Source organism: Microbacterium sp. NPDC089695, from assembly GCF_044749085.1.
Classification (GTDB): domain Bacteria; phylum Actinomycetota; class Actinomycetes; order Actinomycetales; family Microbacteriaceae; genus Microbacterium.
On sequence record NZ_JBIVHG010000002.1, the window covers coordinates 206042 to 232408 of the forward strand.

Sequence of the window (26367 nt, forward strand, 5' to 3'; positions counted from 1 at the left end):
AGGGGGTCCCCCGGTCGTTGAGCGAGCGAAGCGGTTCAGACCGCGGCGAGCTCGTGCTGGCGCGTGCGGATCGAGCGGTTCACGCCCGAGACGATCGCCTTGAGCGACGCGGTCGAGATGTCGCCGTCGATGCCGACGCCCCACAGCCGCTGGTCGCCGACCTGCAGCTCGACGTAGGCCGCGGCCTGCGCGTCACCGCCGGAGCTGAGGGCATGCTCGACGTAGTCGTACAGCGTGATGTCGAAGCCCTGGGCGCGCAGGACCTCGATGAACGCGGCGATCGGACCGTTGCCCGAGCCCGTGACCGAGAACTGCTGCTCGTCGTCGCGCAGGGTCACGTCGAGCTCGACGTCACCCGACATGTCGCTGCGCGTCTGCGTCGCCAGGAGCTCGAACCGACCCCACTTGGCAGCCGTGTCGGCGGCGGGCAGGTACTCGTCGTTGAAGACCGACCAGATCTGCTCGCTCGTGACCTCGCCGCCCTCGGCGTCCGTCTTCGCCTGCACGACGCCCGAGAACTCGATCTGCAGCTTGCGGGGCAGGTCGATCGCATGGTCGGCCTTCAGCAGGTACGCGACTCCTCCCTTGCCGGACTGCGAGTTCACGCGGATCACTGCCTCGTATGATCGTCCGAGGTCCTTCGGGTCGACCGGCAGGTACGGCACCGCCCACTCGATCTCGTCGACCGTGACGCCCTTCACGTCGGCGGTGACGGCCATCGCCTCGAAGCCCTTCTTGATCGCATCCTGGTGCGATCCGCTGAACGCCGTGAACACCAGGTCGCCGGCCCACGGACTGCGCTCGGGGACGGGCAGCTGGTTGCAGTACTCGACCGTGCGCTTGACCTGGTCGATGTCGCTGAAGTCGATCTGCGGATCGATGCCCTGCGTGAACATGTTGATGCCCAGCGCGACGAGGTCGACGTTGCCGGTGCGCTCGCCGTTGCCGAACAGGCATCCCTCGATGCGGTCCGCGCCGGCCATGTAGCCGAGCTCGGCGGCCGCGATCGCGGTGCCGCGGTCGTTGTGCGGGTGCAGCGACAGGATGACGTTCTCACGGTGCGCGAGGTGACGGCTCATCCACTCGATCGAGTCGGCGTACACGTTGGGCGACGCCATCTCGACCGTCGCCGGGAGATTGATGATGACCTTGCGGTCGGGCGTCGGCTCGAAGATCTCGATGACCTGGTTGCAGATGTCGACCGCGAACTCGAGCTCGGTTCCCGTGTAGCTCTCGGGCGAGTACTCGTAGTACACCTGCGTGTCGGGGATCGTCTTCTCGAACTTCCGGCACAGGCGCGCGCCTTCCAGCGCGATGTCGATGATGCCCTGCTTGTCGGTGCGGAACACGACCTCGCGCTGCAGCACGCTCGTCGAGTTGTACAGGTGCACGATCGCCTGCTTCGCTCCGGCGATCGCCTCGTACGTGCGCTCGATCAGGTGCTCTCGTGCCTGGGTCAGCACCTGGATCGTGACGTCATCGGGGATCAGGTTCTCTTCGATGAGCTGACGCACGAAGTCGAAATCGGTCTGACTCGCCGACGGGAACCCGACCTCGATCTCCTTGTAGCCCATGCTGACGAGCAGCTCGAACATGACGCGCTTGCGCTCGGGTGACATGGGATCGATCAGGGCCTGGTTGCCGTCGCGGAGGTCGACGGCGCACCAGCGCGGGGCCTCGGTGATGCGGGCATCGGGCCACGTGCGGTCGGGCAGGTGCACCGAGATCTGCTCGTGGAACGGCCGGTACTTGTGGATCGGCATCGCGGACGGACGCTGAGTGTTCTTCATGAGGGGCTTCTTCTCTCGTCAGAAATGTGTTCGGGCCAACACGAGCGCCGCGACGAGGAAGGCCCTAGCTCTCAGGACTCGTCGCGGCAGCTAAGAAGAAGCAGACCGCCGAAAGGCATGCGGCCATGCTAGCAGGATGCTCGGGGCGGATCGACACGATCTGAGACGATCCCGGTTCCGTCGACACTCTCGGTCATGAGCATCTCGCAGCGTCGCCTGTCTCTCGCCGCCGGCCTCGTGCCGGGGCTGATCCTGCTGTCGGCGTGCGCGTCGGGTCCGGGAGATTCACCCGCCCCGACGAGCACCGCGACACCCGTCTGGGGAGCGATCGAGGTCTCGCCGTCCGAGGGGCGGGTGATCGGCGTCGGCACGGTGCTCGATGAATCCGGCAGCGTGCAGCTCTGCCTCGGGGCGGTCATGGAGTCCTACCCGCCGCAGTGTCTCGGCATCCCGGTCGACGGGTGGACATGGGACGGCGTGGACGGGAGCGAATCGAGCGGCGCGACGCGGTGGGGATCGTATGCCGTCTACGGCACATACGACGGCGAGCGGTACACGATCACCGACCCGCCCATCATGCTCGCTCTGTACGACACCGTCGCGCCGGAGGATCCGACCGGAGGGATCGACGGGACGACCGCGGACGACGAGCTCGCCCGGATCCAGGACGAGGTCTCCGCAGGATTCGGCGACGACGCGCTCACGCTCGGCATCGAGCGCGGGTACCTGTGGGTGCAGGTCGTCTGGGACGACGGGACGCTCCAGGATGCGGCGGACGATGCCTACGATGAGGGCGTCGTGATCGTGACCTCGGCGCTGCGCGAGATCGACTAGACGCGTCGACGGCGGGACGAACGGCTCACGGGATGAGTGCGAGCTTGCCGCCGGGGTGACCGGTGGCGAGGATGTGATGCGCCTCGACGGCCCGGTCGAGTGCGAAGGTATGCGCCACCGGTACGACGAGGTGGCCGCTCTGCGCCAACGCCACGAGCTCGCCCCGCACCTCGTCGCGGAAGCGCGCGCTGTCGGGCATCGATCCCGCGATCGCGAGGATGCCGGCGGTCTCGGCTCGACCGAACGCGGCGATGGTGACGATGCGGCGTCGATCGGCCACCAGTTCGAGAGAGACGTCGACGGCTTCGTCGGTGCCGACGGCGTCGAGGGCGGCGGCGATCTCCGCGCCGGCCGCGTCGCGCGCACGGCCCGCGAGACCGGCGCCGTACGGCACCGGGATGCCGCCGAACTCCCGCACGACGTCGGCACGTTCCGCGCTGGCGGTGCCGATCACCCGGATGCCGCGCAGACGCGCCTGCTGGAGCACGCTCACCCCGACCGCGCCCGAAGCACCGTGCAGCAGGATCGTCTCCCCCGCGGCCGCGCCGGTGACGGCGAGCATCTCCGCCGCCGTCGTGCCCACGAGAAGCAGGTTCGCCGCTTCGGGGTGGGTGAGTGTCGACGGCTTCGCGAACACCTTCTCCGCCGGGACCGTGAGCGCGGTCGCATAGCCTCCGCGCACGCGGAAGGCCACGACCTCGTCTCCGACGCGCGCCTCCCCGGACCCGATCGAGGTGTTCGGACCGATCGCCGCGATCTCACCGGACACTTCATAGCCGATCGCCACCGGATACTCGACCCCGCCTCGGGTGGAGGCGACATGCTTGGCGTCGGCGGGGTTCACGCCCGCGGCGTGCACACGGATCGTCACTTCCCCTTCGACGGGTTTCGCGGGATCGTATGAGGTGAAGTCCCAGGTCTCGGGTGAGCCCGCGGCCCGTGCGATCCAGTGCTGCGCCATCTCGGGACCCCGCTCAGAACCCGAGTCGACCGAGCTGCTTGGGGTCGCGCTGCCACTCCTTGGCGACCTTCACGTGCAGTCCGAGGAACACGCGGGTGCCGAGGAGTCCTTCGATCTCGGTGCGCGCCCGCGCGCCGACGTCGCGCAGGCGACTGCCCTTGTGACCGATGATGATCGCCTTCTGGCTGTCGCGCTCGACCACGATCGAGGCGTGCACGTCGGTGAGGTCGCTGTCCTCACGCGGAGCGATGTCGTCGACGACGACGGCGATCGAGTGCGGGAGCTCGTCGCGCACACCGTGCAGGGCGGCTTCGCGGATGATCTCCGCGATGCGATCCTCGATCGACTCGTCGGTGGTGATGTCCTCGGGGTAGAGCGCAGGGCCTTTCGGCATCAGCGTGAGGATCTCGTCGGTCAGCACCTCGAGCTGGTCGCGGGTCAGCGCCGACAGCGGGATCACTGCCGCCCAGTCCTCGCGCAGCGCATCGGCTTCCATGAGGCGCTCGGTGATCTCGTCGCGCGACGCGGCATCCGTCTTCGTCACGATCGCGATCTTCTTCGCGCGCGGGTATCCGTCGAGCGACGCCGCGATCCGCCGGTCGCCCGGACCGATCTTCTCGGTCGCTGGCACGCAGAAGCCGATCACGTCGACGTCGCCTAGCACCTGCTCGACCAGGTCGTTCAGACGCTCGCCGAGCAGCGTGCGCGGTTTGTGGATGCCGGGGGTGTCGACGATCACGAGCTGCCCGTCTGGGCGGTTCACGATCCCGCGGATGGCCCGACGCGTGGTCTGCGGCTTCTCGCTCGTGATCGCGATCTTCTCGCCGACGAGAGCGTTCGTGAGCGTGGACTTCCCGACGTTCGGTCGCCCGACGAACGTCACGAACCCGCTGCGTGTGTGCTCAGTCATCGTTCCGCTCCCTGTCGTGATCCTCTGTCGTATGCGGCGCGGCCCTCTCGACGAACACCGTCGCGATGCCGCGGCCTCGTCCGCGGGACGCGCCTCCGGTGAGCGCGAGACCGTGCACCGTGGCCGTCGCGCCCGGCTGCGGAACCTGTCCGAGCGTCTTGCCGAGCAGGCCGCCGATCGAATCGACGTCCTCGTCCTCGAGCTCGAGGCCGAACAGATCGCCGACGTCCTCCAGCGAGAGCCGCGAACTGACACGGTACTTGCCCTCGCCCAGCTCGACGACTTCCGTCGCCACCTGATCGTACTCGTCGGCGATCTCGCCCACGAGCTCCTCGATGAGGTCCTCCAGGGTCACGAGACCCGAGATGCCGCCGTGCTCGTCGATCACCAGGCACACGTGCACGGCATCGCGCTTCATCTGCTGCAGCAGCGTCTCGGCGCGCATCGACTCCGGAACGAAGGTCGCCGGACGCGAGATCGGGCGGATCGACGCCGCACGCCAGGCGTTGTCGTCACGGTACGCGAACTGCACGAGGTCTTTGAGATAGAGGACGCCGACGACGTCGTCGGCCTCGTCGTCGACCACCGGCATGCGCGAGACACCGCGCTGCAGGAACAGCGTCATGGCCTCGTCGGTGGTCGCGGTCGCGTCGACCGTCACCAGCTCGGTGCGCGGCACCATGACCGCACGCACGAACTGGTCGGTGAAGTCGAACACGGAGTGGATGAGATCGCGGTCGTCGGCCTCGATGAGGTCGTTCGACGCGGCCTCGTCGACCATGCTGAGCAGCTGCTCCTCCGAGGTGAACGAGCTGCGTCCGGTGCCGGGGGTCACCTTGTTGCCGAGGAGCACGAGTCCCTGGGCGAGCGGACCGAGGATGATCCGCAGCCCTCGTACGATCGGCGCATTCGCCCGCAGGAGGCCGTCCGCGTGCTGCCGACCGAACGACCGGGGACTCGCTCCGACCAGCACGAAGGTGATACCGGTCATGAGCACGGCGGCCGCGAGCATCGCGAGCCAGTTGTTCTCGATGAGGATCGTGAACGCGACGGCCACGAAGACGGCCGCGGTGACCTCCGCGAGCACGCGAATGAAGGCCACCGAGTTGACGTGCGCGTCGGGGTCCGCCGCGATGCGCGCGAGTTGGCGGGCGTTGCGCCCCTCACCCGCCATCTCCTCGATGTCCGAGCGCGAGGTGACGCCGAAGGCGGCGTCTATCGCCGCCATGAGACCGCCGAAGGCGACCAGCAGGAGGGCGCCTACCAGCAGGAGAACAGCGGTCATCGGCGACGTTCGGCCGCCGCGAAGCCCTGGATGAGCTCCTTCTGCAGGCCGAACATCTCACGCTCCTCGTCGGGTTCCGCGTGATCGAAGCCGAGGAGGTGCAGCAGCCCGTGCGTCGTGAGCAGGATGAGCTCGTCCATCAGCGTGTGACCGGCGGCCTGCGCCTGCGTCTCGGCCACCTGCGGGCAGAGCACGATGTCGCCGAGCAGACCGGGAGCGGTGGGTCGATCCTCGGTGCCGGGGCGCAGCTCGTCCATGGGGAAGCTCAGGACGTCGGTGGGGCCCGGCTCATCCATCCACTGCACGTGCAGCGCCTCCATGGCGCCCTCGTCGACGAGGACGATCGCGACCTCGGCATCGGGGCTCACGTGGAGCTGGGCGAGGTTGAAGTCGGTGAGACGCTGCAGCACGGTCTCGTCGACGTCGATCGCCGACTCGTTGTTGATCTCGATCATGACTGCGCTCGTTTCTTCAGGGCCTGTGCTCGTGTCATCAGGAGAGGCCTCGCTTCGGCATCCGGTCTCGGGGTCCCGGTCGTTGCGCGCCGCGACGCTCGGCCCGGTTCGCGAACTCCGCCGCCTGCTCGCGCTCGTGCCGCTGCGCCGTCCGGCGCTCGTCGTACTCGCTGTACGCGTCGACGATGCGTCCGACAAGCGAGTGGCGCACGACGTCGTCGCTCGTGAGCCGGGAGAAGTGGATATCGTCGATGCCGTCGAGCACGCGCGTGACGAGTCGAAGCCCGGATGCGCCCTGCGGCAGGTCGACCTGCGTGATGTCGCCGGTCACGACCATGCGCGTGCCGAAGCCGAGGCGCGTGAGGAACATCTTCATCTGCTCTGGCGTGGTGTTCTGCGCCTCGTCGAGCACGACGAACGAGTCGTTCAGCGTGCGGCCGCGCATGTACGCCAGAGGAGCGACCTCGATCGTGCCTGTGGCCATCAGGCGCGGCACGATCTCGGGATCCATCATCTCGTTGAGCGCGTCGTAGAGGGGACGCAGATACGGGTCGATCTTGTCGGTCAGCGTGCCGGGCAGGAACCCGAGCCGCTCCCCCGCCTCGACGGCCGGGCGCGTGAGGATGATCCGCGTGACCTCCTTGCGCTGGAGCGCCTGCACGGCCTTCGCCATCGCGAGGTAGGTCTTGCCGGTGCCGGCCGGGCCGATGCCGAAGACGATCGTGTTCTCCTCGATCGCGTCGACGTACTCCTTCTGGCCGAGCGTCTTGGGACGGATGACCTTGCCGCGTGTCGACAGGATCGCCTCGCCCAGCACCTCGCTGGGTCGGGGTCCGCCGTCCGCCCGGAGCATGCGCGCCGAGCTCGCGACGTCGCTCGGGGCGAGGTCGTGTCCGGCCTTCGTCATGGTGAGCAGCTCGTCGACGAGGTTCTTCGCGCGCGCCACGGCGTCGGGCGCGCCGCTGAGGGTGATCTCGTTGCCGCGCACGAGCACCTGCACATCCGGATGCTCCTTCTCGAGCATCCGGAGCAGGCGGTCCTGCGGGCCGAGCAGCTGCACCATGGCGACGCCGTCGGCGTAGATGCGCTCCGAAACGTCGCGGTCGGTGGGGGTGTTGTCGTCGTCAGAAGCCAACGAGCTTGTTCTCCTCGATGTTGCCGAGCACATGGGCGTGCACGTGGAAGACGGATTGGGCGGCGCTCGCGCCGTTGTTGAAGATGAGGCGGTACTCGCCGTTCGCATGCGCGGTCGCGAGCTGCTTGGCGGCGGCGACCATCTCGGCCAGGAGACCGGGATCACCGGCGGCGAGCTCCGTGACGTCACGGTACTCCGCGGTCTTGGGGATCACGAGCGCATGCAGCGGCGCCTGGGGGTTGATGTCGCGGATCGCGAACACCCGGCCGGTGTCCAGCAGGATCTCACCCGGGATGTCGCCGTCGAGGATGCGCGTGAAGATCGAGGGTTCGGACATGCTGTCAGTCTACCGACCGTGCACCCGCCGGGCCCGGAGCGCGATCACCAACGTCCGAGGGCCACCGAGAGCACGGCGATGGCCGCGGGTCCGGCGGTCGACGTCCTCAGCACGGTGTCGCCGAGGAGCACACGCTCCGCGCCCGCCTCGACGAGCGCTGCGAGCTCGGCGTCGGAGATCCCGCCCTCCGGGCCGACCACCAGGACGATGTCCCGGCCGTCCGGCACCAGCGCCGACAGGCGCGCGGGAGCCGTGGGGTCGAGGACCAGCACGCGCTGCGCCGCCGCGCGCGCCGCGAGGTCCTTCGTGGACGCCGGCGCAGCGACCTCCGGCACCCAGGGCCGATGCGCCTGCTTGGCGGCCTCGCGGACGATGCTCGCCCAGCGCTCGCGCCCCTTGACGGCCTTCGGACCCTCCCATCGCGACACGCTGCGACTCGCCTGCCAGGGCACGATCTCGTCGACCCCGAGCTCGCACGCCGCCTGCACCGCGAGTTCGTCGCGGTCGCCCTTCGCGAGTGCCTGCACGAGCACGAGGCGCGGGGATGGTGCAGCGTCGACCCAGCGTGCGGACACGCGCACGTCGACGAGCGACGGCGACACGGCTTCTGCCGTGCCCGTCAGCCACACTCCGGAGCCGTCGCCGACCGTGACCTCCTCGCCGACGCGGAGGCGCCGCACGACGGCGGCGTGCTTCGCCTCGGCGCCGGTCAGCGACACGAGGTCGCCGACGGCGGCATCCGACGAGGTCTCGACGAGGAAGTGCAGGGCCATGTGGTCGTCCCGGTCAGTGCGAGCGGAAGCGGTCGCGGAGCTTCGAGAACAGCCCCTGCTGGAACTGGGCGAGCTGCGGCTCCGGCGCCTTGGTCTTCTTCGCGAAGTCCTCGATCAGCGCGCGCTGCGCCGAATCGATCTTGGTCGGCGTCAGAACCTGCACGCCGACGCGCAGGTCGCCGCGCTGGCTGCCGCGCAACGGCGTGATGCCTCGACCCTTGATCGTGAGCACGTCGCCCGACTGCACGCCGGCGCGGATCTCGAGATCCACCTCGCCGTCGAGGCCCTGGATGGTCGTCTCCGTGCCGAGGATGGCGTCGGTCATCGCCACCTCGAGCGTCGCGAGCAGATCGTCGCCGTCGCGGCTGAACGCGGGATGCGGGTTCACCGTCACCTCGACGTAGAGATCGCCGTTCGGGCCGCCGGCCTTGCCGACCTCGCCCGAACCGGGGAGCTGCAGCCGCAGACCGGTCTCGACGCCCGCCGGGATGTCGAGCGAGACCGTACGACGCGAACGCACGCGCCCCTGACCGCCGCAGGTGCCGCACGGGTACGGGATCGTCGTGCCGTATCCCTCGCACGTGCCGCAGGGCTGCGAGGTGACGACGTTGCCGAGCAGGCTGCGCACCTGGCGCTGCACGTGACCGCTGCCGCCGCAGATGTCGCACGTGACGGGCGAGGTGCCCTCCTGGCAGCACGAGCCGTTGCACGTCTCGCACAGCACGGCCGTGTCGACCTCGATGTCCCGATGCGCACCGAACACGACGTCGCCGAGGTCGAGCGTGACCCGCACCAGGGCATCCTGACCGCGCTCGCGACGGGAACGGGGCCGAGCGCCCCGACCCCCGCCCTGAGCCGCGCCGAAGAACGTCTCGAAGATGTCGCCGAACCCGCCGAAGCCCTGGAAGTTGCCGGACGCGCCGTCGCCGCCGCCCATGTCGTAGCGGCGCCGCGAGTCGTCGTCGCTCAGCACGTCGTACGCGTGCGTGACGAGCTTGAACTTCTCGGCCGCTTCCTCGCCCGGGTTCACGTCCGGGTGCAGCTGCCGCGCGAGTCGCCGGTACGCCTTCTTGATCTCGTCGGTGGAGGCGTCGCGTGAGACGCCCAGTACCTCATAGTGGTCCGCCACGATGGCCCTTCTGCGTGTGTTCTCTGGGCGCCCGCGTCAGCGGGACGCCTCGTCCTCGTCGAGCATCCGCGAGAGGTAGCGGGCCACGGCCCGCGCCGCCGCGAGATTGCTCGGATAGTCCATGCGCGTGGGGCCCATGACCCCGACGCGTGCCGTGCCGCTGCGCGCCGCGTAGTTGCTCGCGACGATCGACGCCTCGTCGAGCCCGAACGACGCGTTCTCCGCGCCGATGCTCGCGGCGAGGCCGTGCGCGTCGGCCTCCATCTCGCTCATCAGGCGGATGAGGGTCACCTGCTCCTCGATCGCCTCCAGGAGCGGATGGATGCTGCCGCGGAAGTCGTGTTCGCGACGAGCCAGTGTCGCCGCTCCTGCCATGACGAGGCGTTCCTGGCGGAACGTGCCGAGTTCCTCGACGATCACGGCGGCGACGGCCCGCAGCACGGCGTCGTTCGCATGCTCGTCTCCGCCGAGCAGCGCGTCGAGTCGCTCCGCCGCTTCGCTGACCGCGCGGCCGGCCAGCAGCGACGACAGCCGTGCACGCAGCAGCGCCATGTCGGACTCGTCGATGTCGGCGGGAAGCGGAGCCATGCGCTGCGACACGCCGCCGGCGTCCGTGACGAGCACGATCAGCAGCCGGTTGGGTGCCAGCGCCACGAGCTCGATGTGCGTGAGCCGCGCACGCGCGAACGACGGATACTGCGCAAGAGCCACCTGCCCCGTGAGCTGCGTCAGCACGCGGACGGTGCGCGCCATCAGATCGTCCAGGTCGGCGGGATCGGTCAGGAAGGACTCGATCGCGGTGCGCTGCGCGACCGACAGCGGGCGCAACTGGGCGAGGTGATCGACGAACACCCGGTAGCCCTTGTCTGTGGGGACGCGTCCCGACGACGTGTGCGGGGCCGCGATGAGCTCTTCGTCCTCGAGGAGGGCCATGTCGTTGCGGATCGTGGCCGCCGACACCCCGAACGAGTAACGGTCGACGATCGACCGGCTGCCGACCGGTTCGTGCGTCTCGACGTAGTCCTGCACGATGGCGCGGAGCACCTGGAGGCCTCGTTCGCTGACCATCGCTTCTCCCCTCGTCCGTTGCATGTGTCTGGCACTCACGTGCGTCGAGTGCCAATTCTACCCGCCGCAGCCGCCGACACGCGGAAGGCCCCTACGATGACGACCATGAGCGATGCCGTCGACGCCACTCTGACCGCGGGGACCGTGCGTGGAGAGGAGGTCGACGGCATCCGTCTGTTCCGGGGCATCCCGTACGCCGCGCCGCCCTTCGGAGACCACCGGTTCCGTTCCCCGCGTCCCGCGGATCCGTGGGACGGCGTGCGCGAGGCGCGAGCGTTCGGGCCGACCGCCCCGCAATCGCCGTACCCCGGCGCCATCGGCGATCTGCTGGGTTCGGTCGAGATCCCGGGTCGCGACATCCTCACCGTCAACGTCTGGGCGCCGCGCGACGCGCGCGATGCTCCGGTCGTGCTCTGGATCCACGGCGGAGCGCTGGAGCGCGGCACCGCAGCCCTCTCGCTCTACGACGGCAGCGGATTCGCCCGTGCGGGCATCGTGTTCGCCTCGATCAACTACCGGCTCGGCTCCGAAGGGTTCTCTGTGCTCGACGGCGCACCGCGCAATCTCGGGCTGGAGGACGCGGCGGCCGGTCTCGCATGGGTGCACAGGGAGATCGCGGCGTTCGGCGGCGATCCGGCGCGCATCACGGTCATGGGCGAGTCGGCGGGCGGGGCGATCGTGGCAGGACTCCTCGCGAGGTCGGAGTCACGGGGCCTGATCGCCCGGGCGATCATCGAATCCGGCCCCCTGGAGGCGCAGACGTCGACGAAGGCCGGTCGCGTCACGGTGCAGTTGGCGAAGCGGCTCGGCATCGCGCCCGAGCGGTCGGCCTTTCTCGGGGTGAGCCCGGAGCAGTTGCTCGATGCGCGTCGGCAGCAGGCGGCGGGATCGTCGCCGCTCGGCGGGGCGCCGGGGTTCCAGTTCGCGCTCGACGAGGAGTCGCTCCCCCGCTCTCCGCACCAGGTGATCCCCGACATCGACGTCCCGCTGCTTATCGGCACCAACACCGACGAGTACCGCCTCTGGTTCACCCCCGAGGCGCTCGCCGGGATCAGCAGGCTGAAGCTCCTTCTCGCACGACTGGCCCTGCGCATCCCCCGCCGCGCGGTCGCCGCCTACCGGGCCGCCTTCCCCGGTGCATCCACGGGCGAGATCTTCGGCCAGCTCGCGACCGACATCATGCTCCGTGCTCCCCTGACCCGGGTGGCGCGTGCGCGACGCGCTCCGACCTTCGTCTACGAGTTCGCCTGGCGCAGCCCGGTGCGCGACCTGCGCGCCGCGCATGCGCTCGAGCTCGGATTCGTATTCGATCGACTCGACGACCCCGAGACCCGGCGGCTGGCCGGCGACGACGCGCCGCAGCGCCTCGCCGACGAGATGCACGCGGCGTGGATCTCGTTCATCACGACAGGCGACCCCGGATGGCCCGCGTACGGCGCCGAGCGGACGACACGGCTGTTCGACGCCGAGAGCGCCACCGTGCCGCAGCGACGCACGGTCGCGCTCGATCTTCTTCCCTGACGGGCCGTTCGATTCAGTCCGTGAGCTCGCGCACCACGGCGTCCGCCAACAGGCGCCCCCGCAGCGTGAGCTGCACGCGTCCGCGCACCGCGGCCGACGCATCCACGAGGCCGTCGGCGATGAGGCCGGCGACCCGCTCGCGCCGCTCCGGCGGGAGTTCCGAGGTCGCGATCCCCTCACGGATGCGGCTGAGCAGCAGGATGCGCTCCAGCATCCGGGATTCGGCGTCCGGCCGTTCGGTGCCCGCCGCCGGCGACTCGGATGCCGCGAGGCGCTGTGCGTACGCAGCGGGATGCTTCACGTTCCACCACCGCAGACCCGCGACATGGCTGTGTGCCCCCGGACCGAAACCCCACCAGTCGCTCCCCCGCCAGTACGCGAGGTTGTGCCGTGATCGCTGATCGAGGCTCCGCGACCAGTTGCTGACCTCGTACCACTCGAACCCGGCCGCGGCGAGGCGCGCATCGGCCAGCTCGTACATGTCGGCCTGGAGGTCGTCGTCGGGCGTGGGCACCTCACCGCGGCGGATCTGCCGCGCGAGCTTCGTGCCGTCCTCGATGATGAGCGCATACGCCGAGATGTGGTCGGACTCGAGGTCGAGCGCCGCATCGATCGACGCCTCCCAGTCGGCGAGCGACTCGCCGGGGGCACCGTAGATGAGGTCGACACTGACCGCGAGCCCGGCATCCTTCGCGGCCGCGACCGCCGTGCGCACATTCTCGGGCCGGTGCGTGCGGTCGAGGGTCGCCAGCACGTGCGGCACGGCGGACTGCATGCCGACCGACATCCGCGTCACGCCCGCGTCCGCGAGAGTGCGCGCGACCTCGGGCGTCACGGTGTCGGGGTTCGCCTCCACCGTGACCTCGGCACCGTCGACGAGTCCGAACGCCTCGGTCGCGGCGCCCAGCATCCTGGCCAGGTCACCGGCGGGAAGCAGGGTCGGCGTGCCGCCTCCGAAGAAGACCGTGTCCATGGGGCGCACGGCGCCGGCATCCGACATCACACGTCGCGCGAGCTCGATCTCGGAGATCAGGGTCGAGGCGTAGTCCTCCTGCTTCGCGCCGCGGAGCTCGCTCGAGGTGTAGGTGTTGAAGTCGCAGTACCCGCAGCGCACGCTGCAGAACGGGATGTGCAGGTACGCCGAGAACGGCACGGTCGGATCGATCGGAAGGTCGTGCGGCAGGCGCCCGTCGGCCGGAGCCGGATCACCGAGAGGGAGGGGACCCGCCATCTCAGACGGGAGTCGCGTAGAGCGGTGAGATCGAGCGCAGGTACCGCGCGAACAGCTCGCGCCGACGCCGCTTCACGAGCGCGGGGACTGTGCGGTACAGCAGTGCGTTCGGCGCGTCGAACGCGCGCACGGTGAACCACACCTCGTCGTTGTCCTCGCGCCACTCGACGTCGAACGACTCCTCGCCGCGCACGACCGAGCCGCCGACCGTGCCCAGCACGAGACCGATGCGACGCTTCTCCTCCGTGACCGAGATCACGCGCAGCTCGGCGTCCGCGCTCATGCCGGCGATGCGTCCGCGCAGCTTCAGCGTCATGCCGGGGCCCGCGTACGGCGTGCCCTCGGTGTCGAAGCGCTGCTCGACCTCGTTCTTGCTCGGCGCGATGGGGGTGCCCTCCGCGTCGAAGCTCACACCTGCATACGCGGGGCCCGGTGCGGGACGCACGTCCTCCACGCTCAGACCCGATGCGCGCTGCGCCGTCCACGACAGCAGCGACTCGCCCGCGGTCTGGAAGCGTTCCGCTCCGCTGCCGATGCGCCACGAGTTCTCCGCCGGGATGCTGCGCTCCGGCGGGTACTGCATGAGATCGGGCGCGTGGGTCGCACCCACGGCCGCATAGTCCACCGTGTCGTCTCGGAAAGTCCCGCGCCGCATGATGACCAGCCTACCGGGGGTCACCTGGACGGGGACCCGACCGATGGCCACGCGTGCTCGGACGCGAGTCGCGGAGCCGCGTCACCTACTTCTTGTCCTTGCCCTCGACGTCTCCCGACAGCGCGGCGATGAACGCCTCCTGCGGGACCTCGACGCGACCCACCATCTTCATGCGCTTCTTGCCCTCCTTCTGCTTCTCGAGGAGCTTGCGCTTGCGGGTGATGTCACCGCCGTAGCACTTCGCGAGGACATCCTTGCGGATCGCCCTGATGGTCTCGCGGGCGATGATCCGCGCGCCGATCGCCGCCTGGATCGGCACCTCGAACTGCTGGCGAGGGATGAGCTTGCGCAGCCGCTCGGCCATCATCGTGCCGTAGGCGTAGGCCTTGTCGCGGTGCACGATCGAGCTGAACGCGTCGACCTTCTCACCCTGGAGGAGGATGTCGACCTTCACGAGGTCGGCCTCCTGCTGCCCGGCGGGCTCGTAGTCGAGTGAGGCGTAGCCCTGGGTCTTGGACTTGAGCTGGTCGAAGAAGTCGAACACGATCTCGCCGAGCGGCATCATGTACCTCAGCTCGACGCGCTCCTCCGAGAAGTACTCCATGCCGAGCAGAGAGCCGCGCCGCGACTGGCACAGCTCCATGACCGTGCCGACGTAGTCCTTCGGCAGCAGGATCGCGGTCTTCACCATGGGCTCGGCGACCGAGCCGATCCGTCCGTCGGGGTACTCGCTGGGGTTCGTGACCGTTACGGTCTCGCCCGTGTCGGAGGTCAGCACCTCGTAGATCACACTGGGCGCGGTCGTGATGAGGTCGAGTCCGAACTCCCGCGAGAGACGCTCGGTGATGATCTCGAGGTGCAGCAGCCCGAGGAATCCGCAACGGAAGCCGAAGCCGAGCGCCACCGAGGTCTCGGGCTCGTACTGCAGCGAGGCGTCCGACAGCTTGAGCTTGTCGAGCGCCTCGCGGAGCTCGGCGTAGTCGCTGCCGTCGATCGGGTAGATGCCCGAGAAGACCATGGGCTTGGGGTCGGTGTAGCCCGCGAGCGCCTCGGTCGCGGGCTTGCGTGCCGCCGTCACGGTGTCGCCGACCTTCGACAGACGCACGTCCTTCACGCCCGTGATCAGGTAGCCGACCTCGCCGACGCCGAGACCCTTGGTGGGGATCGGCTCGGGGCTCGACACGCCGACCTCGAGCGCGTCGTGGTTCGCGCCGGTCGACATCATCTGGATGCGCTCGCGCGGCGACAGGTTGCCGTCGACCATGCGCACGTAGGTGACGACCCCGCGGTACGCGTCGTACACGGAGTCGAAGATCATGGCTCGAGCCGGAGCATCCGCATCGCCCACCGGGGCCGGGATCTCCTGCACGAGACGGTCGAGCAGCTCCTCGACGCCGACGCCGGTCTTGCCCGAGACGCGCAGTACGTCCTCCGGCTTGCCGCCGATCAGCGAGGCGAGTTCCTTCGCGTACTTGTCGGGATCGGCCGCGGGGAGGTCGATCTTGTTGAGCACCGGGATGATGTGGAGGTCGTTCTCGAGCGCGAGATACAGGTTCGCGAGAGTCTGCGCCTCGATGCCCTGCGCGGCGTCGACCAGGAGGATCGCGCCCTCGCACGCCGCGAGCGAACGGGACACCTCGTACGTGAAGTCGACGTGCCCCGGGGTGTCGATCATGTTGAGCGCGAAGGTCTCCCCCTCGAGCTCCCACGGCATCCGCACGGCCTGGCTCTTGATGGTGATGCCGCGCTCGCGCTCGATGTCCATTCGGTCGAGGTACTGCGCGCGCATGTCCCGATCCGACACCACGCCGGTGATCTGGAGCATGCGGTCGGCGAGCGTCGACTTGCCGTGGTCGATGTGCGCGATGATGCAGAAATTGCGGATCTGCGTCGCTGGCGTCGCGGCAGGCTGAAGCGGAGTGAGAGCGCGTGGTGACATGTCCCGACGATTCTACGGTGAGGGGAGGCTAATGCCCGATTCGGGCGATCCGGTGATATTCTCGCGAAGTTGCCCGGGAGCCATCCGTGACACCGGATCCCGTGAGCGATAAGACTCCGTCACAGACCAGGTGCAGGTGTCGTGTCGCGCAGAACGGCAGATGGTGATTGACTGTCCTCCGGCTCAGCGTTGCGTCGGCAGACCCCGCGCGCGTCTGTAGAAGAGAAAGAATCATCACCTTGATCAAGTATCTCGTGCGCCGCCTGCTGGGGTGGTTGATGATGATCGTCATCGCGACGAACATCACCTACTTCCTCGCCTGGCTGTATCTCGATCCCGAGAACAACTACGTCGGCCGACGCCCCCCGCTCTCCGCCGATCAGATCGACAATCTCCTCCGTCCGCGCAACCTCAGCGAGTCCGTTCCGCTCATCGAGCGCTGGTGGACGTGGTTCTCGGGGATCATCTTCCGCTGGGACTGGGGCCTGGGCCCGACCGGCGAGTCCGTCAACGAACAGGTCGCGTACCGGGTCTGGGTCAGCGCTGAGCTGGTGCTCGGTGCGACCATCATCACGACTGTGCTCGGCATCGCGCTCGGCGTGTACACCGCGTCGCGGCAGTACAAGCTCGCCGACCGCATCGGCCAGGGCACGAGCATCATCACGATGAACATCCCGACGGTCGTCGCGGGCTTCGCTCTCGTGCTGCTCGCGATCGGCTTCAACAACGCCGTCGGCACCACCGTCTTCTACGTCACCGGCTCCTCCAGCCCGGGTGTCCAAGGCTTCTTCCCCGTGCTCCTCGATGTGATCCAGCATCTGACCTTGCCGACCTTGGGCCTCGTGATCACGGGGTACGCGCAGATCCACTTCCTGCAGCGCTCGCTCCTGCTCGACAACATCAAGGCCGACTACGTGCGCACCGCCCGCGCCAAGGGCCTCACCAAGCAGCAGGCGATCCGCAAGCACGCGCTGCGAACGTCGCTCATCCCGGTCACGACGCAGGTCGCCTTCACGATCCCGGCCGTCTTCACCGGCGCGGTCCTGACGGAGACGATCTTCAACTGGAACGGCATGGGTCGATACTTCATCACGACCCTCAATAACAACGACATTCACGGCGTCGTCGCGGTCGCGGCGTTCGGCGCCCTCATGACAGCCATCGGCGCGATCCTCGCCGATGTCGCGGTCGTCGTCCTCGATCCGAGAGTGCGGGTGAGCTGATGTCCCTGGAAGCCATCGGGGTGTCCCCCGAGATCGCCGAGAAGCCTGACAAGCCGAAGAATCGCAAGCGCACCACGATGCTGTCGCTGTACACGCGACGCTTCATGCGCAACCGCGGCGCCGTGATCGGAATCGTGATCCTCGTCGCGCTCGTGCTGTTCGCTGTCGTCGGGCCGCTCATCGCGCCCTACAGCCACACCGAGCTCGACTTCCTCAACCTGCGCAAGGGACCATCGGCCGACCACTGGTTCGGCACGAACGGTTCCGGTAATGACAACTTCGCGCAGGTCGCCGTGGGGCTGCAGCGCTCCATGATGATCGCGGCACTCGTCGCTATCGGCACCACGGTCGTGTCAGCGATCGTCGGAACGACGGCTGCGTACTTCGGCGGGTCGTACGAGCGCATCATGCTCGCGATCATCCACTTCATGATGGTCGTGCCGAACTTCCTGATCCTCGCGATGATCTCGAACGACGCCGGCGGCAATTGGCTCGTGATCTCACTCGTGATGATCTTCGTCGTGGGCTGGTTCTTCCCCGCCCGAATCATCTGGACGCTGTCGTTGTCGATCCGCGAGCGCGAGTACGTGCACGCGGCCCGCTACGCCGGCCTTTCGGGTATGCGCGTCGTCATCCGGCACATGCTGCCGAACATCGGATCGCTTCTCGTGATCAATTTCACCCTGGGTGTCGTTTCCGCGGTGCTCACCGAGACCGCCCTGTCGTTCCTCGGGTTCGGCGTGAAGCTGCCCGACGTGTCGCTCGGTGCGCTGATCGGCTACGGCTCCAGCACTCTCGTGAGCGCGCCGTGGCTGTTCTACTTCCCTGCGGCGGCGCTCACGCTGCTCACCGTGTCGATGGCCCTCATCGCCGACGGTCTGCGCGACGCCCTCGACCCGACCTCCGCGGCTGGAGGTCGCGCATGAGTACTGTTCTCTCCGTCCGCGACCTCAAGGTCAGCTTCCCGTCCGAGGCGGGCCGAGTGGATGCCGTCCGCGGCGTCTCCTTCGACCTCGAGGCCGGCAAGACCCTCGGCATCGTCGGCGAGTCCGGCTCGGGCAAATCCGTCACCTCCCTCGCGATCATGGGGCTGCTCGACGAGAACGCCAAGATCACCGGCTCCATCGTGTATGACGGCCAGGAGCTCATCGGCAAGTCCGACAAGCAGCTCTCGGTCATCCGGGGCAACGGCATGGCGATGGTCTTCCAGGACCCGCTGACCTCGCTCACCCCTGTCTTCACGGTGGGTGACCAGCTCATCGAGGCACTGACCGTGCACCGTCGGCTCTCGAAGAAGGATGCCTGGGACCGCTCGGTCGAGCTCCTCACGCTCGTCGGCATCCCCGAGCCCGAGCGGCGGATGAAGTCGTTCCCGCACGAGTTCTCCGGAGGCATGCGACAGCGCGTCGTGATCGCGATCGCGATGGCCAACGACCCCAAGCTGATCATCGCCGACGAGCCCACCACGGCGCTCGACGTCACGATCCAGGCGCAGATCCTCGAGCTCATGGCGACGGCGCAGAAGGAGACCGGCGCCGCGATGATCATGATCACGCACGACATGGGCGTGGTCGCGAAGACCGCGGACGACGTGCTCGTGATGTACGCGGGCAAGCCCGTCGAGCATGCTCCGGTGCGCGAGCTCTTCTACCGCACGCGGATGCCGTACTCGATGGGTCTGCTCGGCGCGATCCCGCGGGTCGACAAGACCGAGAAGATCCCGCTGATCCCGATCAAGGGGAATCCCCCGCTGCTGATCAACCTCCCGGACGCGTGCCCGTTCGCGGCGCGGTGCCCGATCGCGATCGACGCGTGTCGCCAGGGCGAGCCCGAGCTGCTTCCCATCTCGACCGAGGGTCACGCGAACCACACCGTCGCGTGCATCCGCGCCGAGGACATCGACGACGACGGCACGATCGGCGGCCTGCCGGTGTTCCCCGCCCCCGAGGTGCCCGAGAGCACTCTCACGAAGCTGCCCCGCGAGGAGCGTCCGATCACCCTGCAGGCGATCAACCTCAACAAGACCTTCCCCCTGATGAAGGGCGCGCTGTTCAAGCGCAAGGTCGGCGAAGTCCACGCCGTCAAGGGCATCAGCTTCGATGTGCGTCAGGGCGAGACGCTCGCGATCGTGGGCGAGTCCGGCAGCGGCAAGACGACCACGCTGCTGCAGATCATGGACCTCGTGAAGCAGGAGGACGGCGACATCCGCATCGGCGGCACGAGCGTCGCCGACATCAAGAGTCGCGCCGAGGAGCGCAAGCTCCGTCGCGACCTGCAGATCGTGTTCCAGGATCCGATGGGCGCTCTCGACCCGCGCATGACCGTGTGGGACATCATCGCCGAGCCGATGTTCGCGATCGGGATGAGCCGCGACGACGTGTTCGATCGCGTCGAGGAGCTCATGAGCCTGGTGGGCCTGGATCCTGCGCACAGCGACCGCTTCCCGCAGGCGTTCTCCGGTGGCCAGCGTCAGCGCATCGGCATCGCCCGCGCCCTGTCGACCAACCCCAAGGTCGTCGTCCTGGACGAGCCCGTGTCGGCGCTCGACGTGTCGATCCAAGCCGGCGTCATCAACCTCCTCGACGAGCTCAAGGCGAAGATGGGGCTGTCGTACCTCTTCGTCGCGCACGACCTCGCCGTGGTCCGGCACATCGCCGACCGCGTCGCCGTGATGTACAAAGGCGAGTTCGTGGAGCACGGCGACGTCGACCAGGTGTTCGATGCGCCGGAGCATCCTTACACGAAGGCACTGCTGTCGGCGATCCCGATCCCCGACCCCGACATCGAGCGCACCCGCGAGCGGATCATCCTGCCCGTCGAAGGATTCGATGCGCAGGCCGTACCCGCCAATTGACGAGGAATCAGTTGTGCACAGTCCGATAACGAATCGGTGCGCAATTGCTTCGGCCCGCGAGACGCGGAGTTATTCTGCCTCCATCCCCAAGTAAGGCCGACAGGCACTAAGGAGTACCATGAAACGGCATCAGAAGCTGATGGGCATCGCTGCTCTCGGCGCCGCCCTCGCACTCGTCATGAGCGGTTGTGCGCCGGCAGGCAACGGTGGCAGCGGAGAGGGCGACACGCCTCAGACGGTCGAGGGTGCGGACTACAATCCGCAGCCCCGCGAGAACCTGGCCGAGGGCGGCGAGCTCCGCATCCCCGTCTCGAACATCGCCGAGCAGCTGAACTACTTCCACAGCGACGGTGACGCGCGCGTCACGCAGATCGGCACGTGGTTCCGCCCGCAGATCCTGCTCATGGATCCGGACGGCACGGTCAAGAAGAACGACGCCTACCTCGACGACTACTCCTTCGGTGTCGAGGACGGCAAGACCGTCCTGCACTTCAAGGTCAACGAGAAGGCGGTCTGGAACGACGGCACGCCCATCGACGTCACCGCGTTCAAGGCCACGTGGGAAGCCAACAGCGGCGCCAACGAGGAGTACCAGCCGAACGCGACCGACGGCTGGAAGGAGATCGAGTCCGTCGAGGCCGGCGAGAACGACCGCGACGTCATCGTCACCTTCAAGGGCGAGTTCGCCTGGCCCGAGATGGTCTACTCGCAGCTTCTGCACCCTGCGGTCAACACGCCGGAGCTCTTCAACACGGCGTTCCTCGGTGACTGGCACCCGGAGTGGGCAGCCGGCCCCTACACGGTCGAGGACTACGACAAGACCGGTGGCGTCGTCACGCTCGTCCCGAACGAGAAGTGGTGGGGCAACGCTCCGCTCCTCGACAAGGTGACCTTCATCCAGATGGAGCCGACCGCCGCAGTAAACGCTCTGCGCAACGGCGAGGTCGACATGGCCGAGACCGGCAGCGCCGAGCTGCTCGCCCAGGTCGAGGGCCTCGACGGCGTCAAGACCTACAAGGGTCAGGCGACCGCGAACGCGATCTTCACCCTCAACTCCGCCAACCCGGCGCTGGCCGACCTCGACGTCCGCAAGGCTGTCTTCGAGGCGATCAGCATCGAGCAGGTCAAGGAGATCGTCTTCAACGGTCTGAACTACACCGAGGAGCCGGCAGGGTCGCTCACGCTGTTCTCGTTCCAGCCGGACTACGTGAACGCTCTGGAAGAGGCCGGTCGCAAGGACGGCGACACCGAGGGCGCCAACAAGCTCCTCGACGACGCCGGCTGGGTCCCCGGATCTGACGGCATCCGTGAGAAGGACGGCGTGCGTCTGTCGCTCGTCTTCCCGGTGCACTCCGACACGGAGACCGCGCGTGCACGCTCGCTCGCCGTCCAGGCGCAGCTCAAGGAGGTCGGCGTGGAGGTCACGATCGATACCCGACCGTCTGCGGACTTCGCCGAGGACTACACCACGCAGAACGGTGACATCTTCTTCCTCAACTTCACGTCGTCCGACCCGTTCGGTGCCGCCTGGTTCTGCCAGCTGTACTGCTCGGACAGCGGCCTGAACCTGTCGGGCACCGGCACGGAGGAGATCGACAAGATGATCCACGAGGAGCTGGAGACCATCTCCGACCCCGTGGAGCAGACCAAGAAGGCCATGGAGATGGAGTCCGAGATCTTCGCGAAGACCTGGGGCATCATCCCGGTCCTCAACGGCCCGGAGATCTGGACCGTCAAGGAAGGCCTCGCCAACCTCACGCCCGAGCCCTACGTGGGTCTCGACCTCTTCGGCATCACGCCCGTGGAGAACGTGGGCTACGAGAAGTAAGCACTCGTCCTGAGTGAGGAGGCGGGGTCGGTGGGCAACCACCGGCCCCGCTTTCGTATGCTGAGGGTGTGACAGTCCAGGTCGTCCTCGTGCACGGCATCCGCACGTCCGCGACGATGTGGCGATCTCAGGTCGTGTTCCTCGAGGAGGCCGGCATCCCGGTCGTCGCGGTCGACCTGCCGGGGCACGGCACGCGCATGGCGGAGGACTTCACCCTGCACGAGGCGCTGCACACGATCGATGCGGCGGTACGCGATGCGGCGACGCGGGGACCCGTGCTGCTGGTCGGGCACTCGATGGGCGGACTCCTCACGCTCGCCTACGTCGGCGGGGCGCAGAAGCCGCCCGTCGCGGCGCTGATCGCGGCCTCGTGCACGGCTCTCCCCCACGGTGCGGGCCTCGCCGCGTACCGCATGATCGCGCGCGCGGTCGATCATCTACCCGACCGCGGACTCTGGCTGACCGAGCGGATCCTCGAGGCGACGATCCCCCTCGAGACTCGGCCCGACTTCGCGGCAGGCGGCTATGCGTTGGACACGCAGGACATCGCTCTCGCTGCACTGTCGGCGCTCGACCTCGCGACGGCTGTCGCACGGATCGAGATCCCGCTCTGGTTCGTCAACGGCCAGTACGACCAGCTGCGCATCAACGAGTCGTTGTTCACCCGACTCGCCCCGCACGCCGAGCTCATCGTGGTTCCCCGCACCTCCCATCTGGTGACAGCCATGCGGCCGACGGTGTTCAACGCCGTGCTGCGACTCGGCATCGCGACCGTCGAGGCCCTCAGCGACGAGGCGGACGCGCGCGAGACGTGAGGATGCCGCCGACGGCCGACAGCACCGCCGCGGCGACGAAGACCAACCAGAAACCGCCGACCAGCGCCACGAGACCGGCGCCGAGCACCGGACCGATCAACTGGCCGAGCGCCGCCGTCACCGTGACGACACCGAGATCACGCGCGTGATCCTTCTCATCGGGGAGCAGATCGGCCGCGAAGGCGAGACCCACGGTCGAGAACGCGCCGTACCCGACGCCCATGAGCGCGGCGGCGACCATGGTCGCCTCGAACGAGGGGACGACGGCGATCACCACTCCGGACGCCGCCTGCACCAGGGTCGCCACGACCGTCAGCGTGCGGCGGTCGCCCGTACGGTCGGACACGATGCCCGTGACCACCGAGGCGAGCACGACGAACACGGTGTAGACCACGATGAGCAGCAGCAGGTTGTCCTGCGCGGTGGCCGTGTCCTGGTTCAGGCCGTGCAGCAGATAGAAGAGGAAGAGCGCGGTGCCGAGGGCGTTGCCGATGTTCGTGACGAGGCGGCCCGACAGCATCCATGCGAAGTCGCGATCCCGCAGGAAGGCGAGCGGATGCCGGGCTCGCTCGTGCCTCACGAGAGACGCCGGCGCAGGCGGATCGGGCAGCAGCAATGCCGCGGCAGATCCCACGACGGCGATGATCGCCGCGAGCAGGAGGTAGCCGTCACGCACGCCGAGGCCGAGCAGCACGACCAGGCCGACACCCAGCACGATCCCGACGGCCTGGCTCGACCCGACCGCAGCTGACGCGGCGCCGCGCTGGGTGCTCGGGAGCTGATCCGCGATGAGCGCGGTGAAGGCCGCCGACGACATCGCGACGCCGACCGAGACCCCGAGCCAGGCGAGCCCCACACCCCACGGTTCCTCGGCGAAGCCGGTGACGACCAGGCAGGCCGCCGTCAGCAGAACGCCGCCGAGCGCCCAGGGCCGCCGCCTCCGTCGTCCCGCGCCCGCACGATCGGACAGCGCACCGGCGACCGGGCCGGCGACGATGCCGGCGAGGCCTCCGACTCCGAGCACCAGGCCGGAGGAGACGACGCCGCGGATCCAGTCGTCCTCCGGCGTATCGAGCTGAAGCGGGAGGAGCAGCTGCACGGGGGTGAGCTGAACGGTCCAGATGGCGAGCCAGGCGAGCGTGAAGACGGTCATCCAGCGGGCGCCCGCACGCACGACGGCCGTCTGTTCTCCGCTCGCTGCAGGGTGGTCGGTCATCGGTCTCCTTGACGTCGGCGTCGTGAGAGGAGGTCGTGCGGGCAGCACGACACGGTGCGGATAAGGTCGATTGTGCACCCGGAGGCGCCCGTTTAGGGTGAACGGCTCGACTGCTGGTAGACTCGACTCTTGGCTTGCGTGTGGGTTCTTCCCTCACGACCGCCGCGCGGAAGCCCTCTTCTTCCGCCGGCATTCCGAATCACTCCTGTACAGAAAGTGTCCACACGTGGCAAACATCAAGTCGCAGATCAAGCGCAACAAGACCAACGAGAAGGCGCACGAGCGCAACAAGGCCGTCAAGAGCGAGCTCAAGACGCACGTCCGCGCCGCACGCACCGCCGTCGCCTCGGGTGACAAGGCTGCTGCCGAGGCCGCGCTGAAGACCGCGTCCCGCAAGCTCGACAAGGCCGTCAGCAAGGGCGTCATCCACCAGAACCAGGCGGCGAACCGCAAGTCGGCCATCGCCAAGCAGGTCGCCGCTCTCTGAGCACCGATCACAGAGGAAGGGCCCGTCTCGTCGAGACGGGCCCTTCCTCTTTCTGCGCGCCGTGTCAGTCAGGCGGCGCGTGCGGTGGCCTCGGGCGCCGTCAACCCGCGGGTGTCTCGACCGGATCGCCGGGCTCGCCCACCGGCTCGGCAGGGACATCGAGGGCTCCGGGATCTTCGAGGTCCACTCCCCCGAGCGGCTCCTCGTGCCAGGACACCAGGTGCCATCCCGTGACGGGATCGCCGTCGAGCACGCACATGCCGGTGTTGTAGAGCCGCCAGTGGGCAGCGTCGTCGAGGTCGATGCCCTGCAGCCGAGCGGCTGCCCACACGCGGATCGCCGCCCCGTGGCTCACGACGACCACGGCGCCGTCGGCGTGGGCTGCCGCGATGCGGTCGATCGCCGCGTCGTAGCGGGCGAAGAACTCCGTGCCGCTCTCGCCGCCCGGGATCTCGACGTCGACGTCACCCGACAGCCAGCTGCGGGCGGTGCGCACATACCCCTCGACCGCCTCGCGGTCGCTGTGCATCTCCCAGTCGCCTGCGGAGATCTCCTCGAGCCCCTCGACGACGGCGATCTCGATCCCCCGGTCTACGGCGAGAGGTGCGGCCGTGAGTTGCGTGCGCACGAGCGGCGAGGCATAGATCGCGTCGATCTGCTCGTCGCGCAGCACACCCGGGATCGCCGCGGCCTGCGCATGTCCCAACCCCGTGAGGCCAGGGCCGGGGCGCCCGGTGTCGAGGGCGCCGATGACGTTGCTCGGCGTCTGACCGTGGCGGATGAGCAGCAGCTTCATGATTCCCCTCCGAAAGGCTGGCGCGTGGCGATGACCGTGAGCATGCGCTCCAGGGCGAAGATCGGGTCGCGAGCGGCGCCCTTCACCTCGGCGTCGGCCCTGGCCGTGGCCTGAATCGCGAGACCGAGGGAGTACTCGTTCCAGCCTGCGAGATCGCGGCGTGCGCGATCGACCTGCCAGTCCTTCATGCCGAGGCGCTGGGCGAGCTGCCGACTGGGTTCGCGGATGCCGGCGACCCGCGCCATGGTGCGCAGCTTCATCGCGAACGCGGCCACCATCGGCACCGGGTCGGCGCCGGAAGCGAGAGCGTGCCGGAGCGCGACCAGCGCCTCTCCGTAGCGTCCGGCGATGGCGGTGTCGGCGACGACGAACGCCGACACCTCGACGCGGCCGCCGTAGTACTTCGTGATGACCTCTTCGGTGATGTCGCCTTCGACGTCGCCGATGAGCTGCTGGCACGCGGCGGCGAGCTCGGTGAGATCGTCGGCGAACGCCGAGACGAGCGCGCGGAGGGCGGCCGGCGCGATGCGCTTCTTCGCAGCGGTGAACTCGCCCGCGGCGAAGTCGACGCGATCGCCGTCGCGCTTGATCGCCGGGCACGCGATCTCGATGCCGTCACCCGTGCCGGCGCGCAGAGCATCCAACAGCTTCTTGCCGCGGACGGTGGCGCCTGTGTGCCGCAGCACCACGGTCGCCCCCTCCTGCGGATGCTCGAGATACGCCACGGCCTCCTGCAGGAAAGCATCGGAGCACTTCTCGACTCCTGAGACCCGGACGAGTCGCGGCTCCCCGAACAGCGAGGGCGATGTGAGCGAGAGCAGGGTGCCCGGCGCGTAGTCGTCGGCGCGGACGTCGGTGACCTCGAGAGCCGCGTCTTCGGCGCGCAGGTAGTCACGAACTCCTGCGATCGCCCGCTCCGCACAGACCTCTTCGGGACCGGAGACGAGCACGACGGGCGCGGGTCGCGGGGAACGCCACGAGACCTGCGGGATCTTGGACGACGCGGCTCCTCCGCGGGACGAGGATCGGGGAGCAGCCATGGTCCCAGCCTACCCGGGGGCCTCCGACATCGACGCGGCGTGCGCTCCAAGGGAGTCGCCGCCCGGACGCACTTTTCTCGCCGGA

General features: G+C 68.5%; 24 protein-coding genes. 8 read left to right on the forward strand and 16 right to left on the reverse strand.

Annotation, left to right across the window (positions count from 1 at the left end; genetic code table 11):
• Positions 1-35 precede the first annotated feature (35 nt).
• Positions 36-1790 (reverse strand): 2-isopropylmalate synthase, encoded by a 1755-nt coding sequence (gene leuA, locus ACIPYT_RS14135; protein WP_401075443.1) that lies wholly within the window; start codon positions 1788-1790, stop codon positions 36-38.
• 195 nt (positions 1791-1985) lie between these two features.
• Between leuA and ACIPYT_RS14140 the strand changes: the two genes are divergently transcribed.
• Entirely contained in the window at positions 1986-2624 is a 639-nt protein-coding gene (locus ACIPYT_RS14140) for a hypothetical protein (RefSeq protein WP_401075446.1), read from the forward strand.
• 25 nt (positions 2625-2649) lie between these two features.
• Here ACIPYT_RS14140 and ACIPYT_RS14145 read toward each other — a convergent pair whose 3' ends face one another.
• From ACIPYT_RS14145 to hrcA, 9 genes are all read right to left on the reverse strand, one after another.
• Positions 2650-3585 carry an NADP-dependent oxidoreductase gene (locus tag ACIPYT_RS14145; protein WP_401075449.1) on the reverse strand — a complete coding sequence of 312 codons (936 nt, stop codon included), beginning with the start codon at positions 3583-3585 and terminating at the stop codon, positions 2650-2652.
• Positions 3586-3598: 13 nt separating this feature from the next.
• On the reverse strand, positions 3599-4495 hold the full coding sequence (era, locus tag ACIPYT_RS14150) for a GTPase Era (RefSeq protein ID WP_401075452.1): 897 nt from the start codon (positions 4493-4495) through the stop codon (positions 3599-3601).
• Positions 4488-5780 carry a hemolysin family protein gene (locus tag ACIPYT_RS14155; RefSeq protein ID WP_401075454.1) on the reverse strand — a complete coding sequence of 431 codons (1293 nt, stop codon included), beginning with the start codon at positions 5778-5780 and terminating at the stop codon, positions 4488-4490. Before ACIPYT_RS14155 ends, era begins: the two co-directional genes overlap by 8 nt.
• Entirely contained in the window at positions 5777-6235 is a 459-nt protein-coding gene (gene ybeY / locus ACIPYT_RS14160; RefSeq protein ID WP_017202321.1) for an rRNA maturation RNase YbeY, read from the reverse strand. The genes ACIPYT_RS14155 and ybeY overlap by 4 nt, the downstream gene beginning before the upstream one ends.
• A 37-nt stretch (positions 6236-6272) precedes the next feature.
• The gene (locus tag ACIPYT_RS14165; RefSeq protein WP_401075674.1) at positions 6273-7298 is read right to left on the reverse strand and encodes a PhoH family protein; all 1026 of its coding nucleotides are present in this window, start codon (positions 7296-7298) and stop codon (positions 6273-6275) included.
• 61 nt (positions 7299-7359) lie between these two features.
• Positions 7360-7707, reverse strand: coding sequence for an HIT domain-containing protein (locus ACIPYT_RS14170; RefSeq protein WP_401075457.1), 348 nt, complete (start codon positions 7705-7707; stop codon positions 7360-7362).
• Positions 7708-7751: 44 nt separating this feature from the next.
• A complete protein-coding gene (locus ACIPYT_RS14175; protein ID WP_401075461.1) occupies positions 7752-8480 on the reverse strand; it encodes a 16S rRNA (uracil(1498)-N(3))-methyltransferase in 729 nt (242 codons plus the stop codon).
• 13 nt (positions 8481-8493) lie between these two features.
• Positions 8494-9609 carry a molecular chaperone DnaJ gene (gene dnaJ / locus ACIPYT_RS14180; RefSeq protein WP_401075463.1) on the reverse strand — a complete coding sequence of 372 codons (1116 nt, stop codon included), beginning with the start codon at positions 9607-9609 and terminating at the stop codon, positions 8494-8496.
• A 36-nt stretch (positions 9610-9645) separates the two neighbouring features.
• A complete protein-coding gene (gene hrcA / locus ACIPYT_RS14185) occupies positions 9646-10677 on the reverse strand; it encodes a heat-inducible transcriptional repressor HrcA (protein ID WP_401075466.1) in 1032 nt (343 codons plus the stop codon).
• A 105-nt stretch (positions 10678-10782) separates the two neighbouring features.
• Between hrcA and ACIPYT_RS14190 the strand changes: the two genes are divergently transcribed.
• Positions 10783-12198 carry a carboxylesterase/lipase family protein gene (locus ACIPYT_RS14190; RefSeq protein ID WP_401075471.1) on the forward strand — a complete coding sequence of 472 codons (1416 nt, stop codon included), beginning with the start codon at positions 10783-10785 and terminating at the stop codon, positions 12196-12198.
• A 13-nt stretch (positions 12199-12211) separates the two neighbouring features.
• Here the strand turns inward: ACIPYT_RS14190 and hemW are convergent, their stop codons facing one another.
• The 3 genes from hemW to lepA form a co-directional block, all read right to left on the reverse strand.
• Positions 12212-13429, reverse strand: a complete 1218-nt coding sequence (hemW, locus tag ACIPYT_RS14195) for a radical SAM family heme chaperone HemW (RefSeq protein WP_401075474.1) — start codon at positions 13427-13429, stop codon at positions 12212-12214.
• Between the two features lies 1 nt (position 13430).
• Positions 13431-14084 carry a DUF1990 family protein gene (locus tag ACIPYT_RS14200; protein WP_401075476.1) on the reverse strand — a complete coding sequence of 218 codons (654 nt, stop codon included), beginning with the start codon at positions 14082-14084 and terminating at the stop codon, positions 13431-13433.
• An 85-nt stretch (positions 14085-14169) separates the two neighbouring features.
• Positions 14170-16023, reverse strand: a complete 1854-nt coding sequence (lepA, locus tag ACIPYT_RS14205) for a translation elongation factor 4 (RefSeq protein ID WP_401075479.1) — start codon at positions 16021-16023, stop codon at positions 14170-14172.
• Positions 16024-16262: 239 nt separating this feature from the next.
• Here lepA and ACIPYT_RS14210 point away from each other — a divergent pair, with 239 nt between their 5' ends.
• The 5 genes from ACIPYT_RS14210 to ACIPYT_RS14230 all read left to right on the forward strand — a co-directional run bounded on the left by ACIPYT_RS14210 (position 16263) and on the right by ACIPYT_RS14230 (position 22743).
• Entirely contained in the window at positions 16263-17246 is a 984-nt protein-coding gene (locus tag ACIPYT_RS14210; protein ID WP_401075482.1) for an ABC transporter permease, read from the forward strand.
• Positions 17246-18172 (forward strand): ABC transporter permease, encoded by a 927-nt coding sequence (locus ACIPYT_RS14215; protein WP_401075485.1) that lies wholly within the window; start codon positions 17246-17248, stop codon positions 18170-18172. The genes ACIPYT_RS14210 and ACIPYT_RS14215 overlap by 1 nt, the downstream gene beginning before the upstream one ends.
• Positions 18169-20100, forward strand: a complete 1932-nt coding sequence (locus tag ACIPYT_RS14220; protein ID WP_401075488.1) for a dipeptide ABC transporter ATP-binding protein — start codon at positions 18169-18171, stop codon at positions 20098-20100. The genes ACIPYT_RS14215 and ACIPYT_RS14220 overlap by 4 nt, the downstream gene beginning before the upstream one ends.
• A 118-nt stretch (positions 20101-20218) precedes the next feature.
• Positions 20219-21928 (forward strand): ABC transporter family substrate-binding protein, encoded by a 1710-nt coding sequence (locus ACIPYT_RS14225; protein WP_401075491.1) that lies wholly within the window; start codon positions 20219-20221, stop codon positions 21926-21928.
• Between the two features lie 68 nt (positions 21929-21996).
• Positions 21997-22743, forward strand: a complete 747-nt coding sequence (locus ACIPYT_RS14230; protein ID WP_401075494.1) for an alpha/beta fold hydrolase — start codon at positions 21997-21999, stop codon at positions 22741-22743.
• On the opposite strand, the gene ACIPYT_RS14235 is transcribed toward ACIPYT_RS14230, so the two are convergent.
• The gene (locus ACIPYT_RS14235) at positions 22712-24037 is read right to left on the reverse strand and encodes an MFS transporter (RefSeq protein WP_401075497.1); all 1326 of its coding nucleotides are present in this window, start codon (positions 24035-24037) and stop codon (positions 22712-22714) included. The genes ACIPYT_RS14230 and ACIPYT_RS14235 overlap by 32 nt on opposite strands.
• 148 nt (positions 24038-24185) lie before the next feature.
• Between ACIPYT_RS14235 and rpsT the strand changes: the two genes are divergently transcribed.
• Complete coding sequence (gene rpsT, locus ACIPYT_RS14240) at positions 24186-24446, forward strand: 30S ribosomal protein S20 (RefSeq protein ID WP_050720699.1); 261 nt, start codon at positions 24186-24188, stop codon at positions 24444-24446.
• Positions 24447-24546: 100 nt separating this feature from the next.
• Here rpsT and ACIPYT_RS14245 read toward each other — a convergent pair whose 3' ends face one another.
• Both ACIPYT_RS14245 and holA read right to left on the reverse strand, forming a co-directional pair.
• On the reverse strand, positions 24547-25242 hold the full coding sequence (locus ACIPYT_RS14245; protein ID WP_401075501.1) for a histidine phosphatase family protein: 696 nt from the start codon (positions 25240-25242) through the stop codon (positions 24547-24549).
• On the reverse strand, positions 25239-26282 hold the full coding sequence (gene holA / locus ACIPYT_RS14250; RefSeq protein ID WP_401075503.1) for a DNA polymerase III subunit delta: 1044 nt from the start codon (positions 26280-26282) through the stop codon (positions 25239-25241). Before holA ends, ACIPYT_RS14245 begins: the two co-directional genes overlap by 4 nt.
• Positions 26283-26367 lie beyond the last annotated feature (85 nt).

Excerpts from the sequence above, each read along its gene's own strand:
- leuA (WP_401075443.1), bottom strand. The coding sequence starts at position 1,790 with ATGAAGAACACTCAGCGTCCGTCCGCGATGCCGATCCACAAGTACCGG.
- ACIPYT_RS14140 (WP_401075446.1), top strand. The coding sequence starts at position 1,986 with ATGAGCATCTCGCAGCGTCGCCTGTCTCTCGCCGCCGGCCTCGTGCCG.
- ACIPYT_RS14145 (WP_401075449.1), bottom strand. The coding sequence starts at position 3,585 with ATGGCGCAGCACTGGATCGCACGGGCCGCGGGCTCACCCGAGACCTGG.
- era (WP_401075452.1), bottom strand. The coding sequence starts at position 4,495 with ATGACTGAGCACACACGCAGCGGGTTCGTGACGTTCGTCGGGCGACCG.
- ACIPYT_RS14155 (WP_401075454.1), bottom strand. The coding sequence starts at position 5,780 with ATGACCGCTGTTCTCCTGCTGGTAGGCGCCCTCCTGCTGGTCGCCTTC.
- ybeY (WP_017202321.1), bottom strand. The coding sequence starts at position 6,235 with ATGATCGAGATCAACAACGAGTCGGCGATCGACGTCGACGAGACCGTG.
- ACIPYT_RS14165 (WP_401075674.1), bottom strand. The coding sequence starts at position 7,298 with ATGGTGCAGCTGCTCGGCCCGCAGGACCGCCTGCTCCGGATGCTCGAG.
- ACIPYT_RS14170 (WP_401075457.1), bottom strand. The coding sequence starts at position 7,707 with ATGTCCGAACCCTCGATCTTCACGCGCATCCTCGACGGCGACATCCCG.
- ACIPYT_RS14175 (WP_401075461.1), bottom strand. The coding sequence starts at position 8,480 with ATGGCCCTGCACTTCCTCGTCGAGACCTCGTCGGATGCCGCCGTCGGC.
- hrcA (WP_401075466.1), bottom strand. The coding sequence starts at position 10,677 with ATGGTCAGCGAACGAGGCCTCCAGGTGCTCCGCGCCATCGTGCAGGAC.
- ACIPYT_RS14190 (WP_401075471.1), top strand. The coding sequence starts at position 10,783 with ATGAGCGATGCCGTCGACGCCACTCTGACCGCGGGGACCGTGCGTGGA.
- hemW (WP_401075474.1), bottom strand. The coding sequence starts at position 13,429 with ATGGCGGGTCCCCTCCCTCTCGGTGATCCGGCTCCGGCCGACGGGCGC.
- ACIPYT_RS14200 (WP_401075476.1), bottom strand. The coding sequence starts at position 14,084 with ATGCGGCGCGGGACTTTCCGAGACGACACGGTGGACTATGCGGCCGTG.
- lepA (WP_401075479.1), bottom strand. The coding sequence starts at position 16,023 with ATGTCACCACGCGCTCTCACTCCGCTTCAGCCTGCCGCGACGCCAGCG.
- ACIPYT_RS14215 (WP_401075485.1), top strand. The coding sequence starts at position 17,246 with ATGTCCCTGGAAGCCATCGGGGTGTCCCCCGAGATCGCCGAGAAGCCT.
- ACIPYT_RS14220 (WP_401075488.1), top strand. The coding sequence starts at position 18,169 with ATGAGTACTGTTCTCTCCGTCCGCGACCTCAAGGTCAGCTTCCCGTCC.
- ACIPYT_RS14225 (WP_401075491.1), top strand. The coding sequence starts at position 20,219 with ATGAAACGGCATCAGAAGCTGATGGGCATCGCTGCTCTCGGCGCCGCC.
- ACIPYT_RS14245 (WP_401075501.1), bottom strand. The coding sequence starts at position 25,242 with ATGAAGCTGCTGCTCATCCGCCACGGTCAGACGCCGAGCAACGTCATC.
- holA (WP_401075503.1), bottom strand. The coding sequence starts at position 26,282 with ATGGCTGCTCCCCGATCCTCGTCCCGCGGAGGAGCCGCGTCGTCCAAG.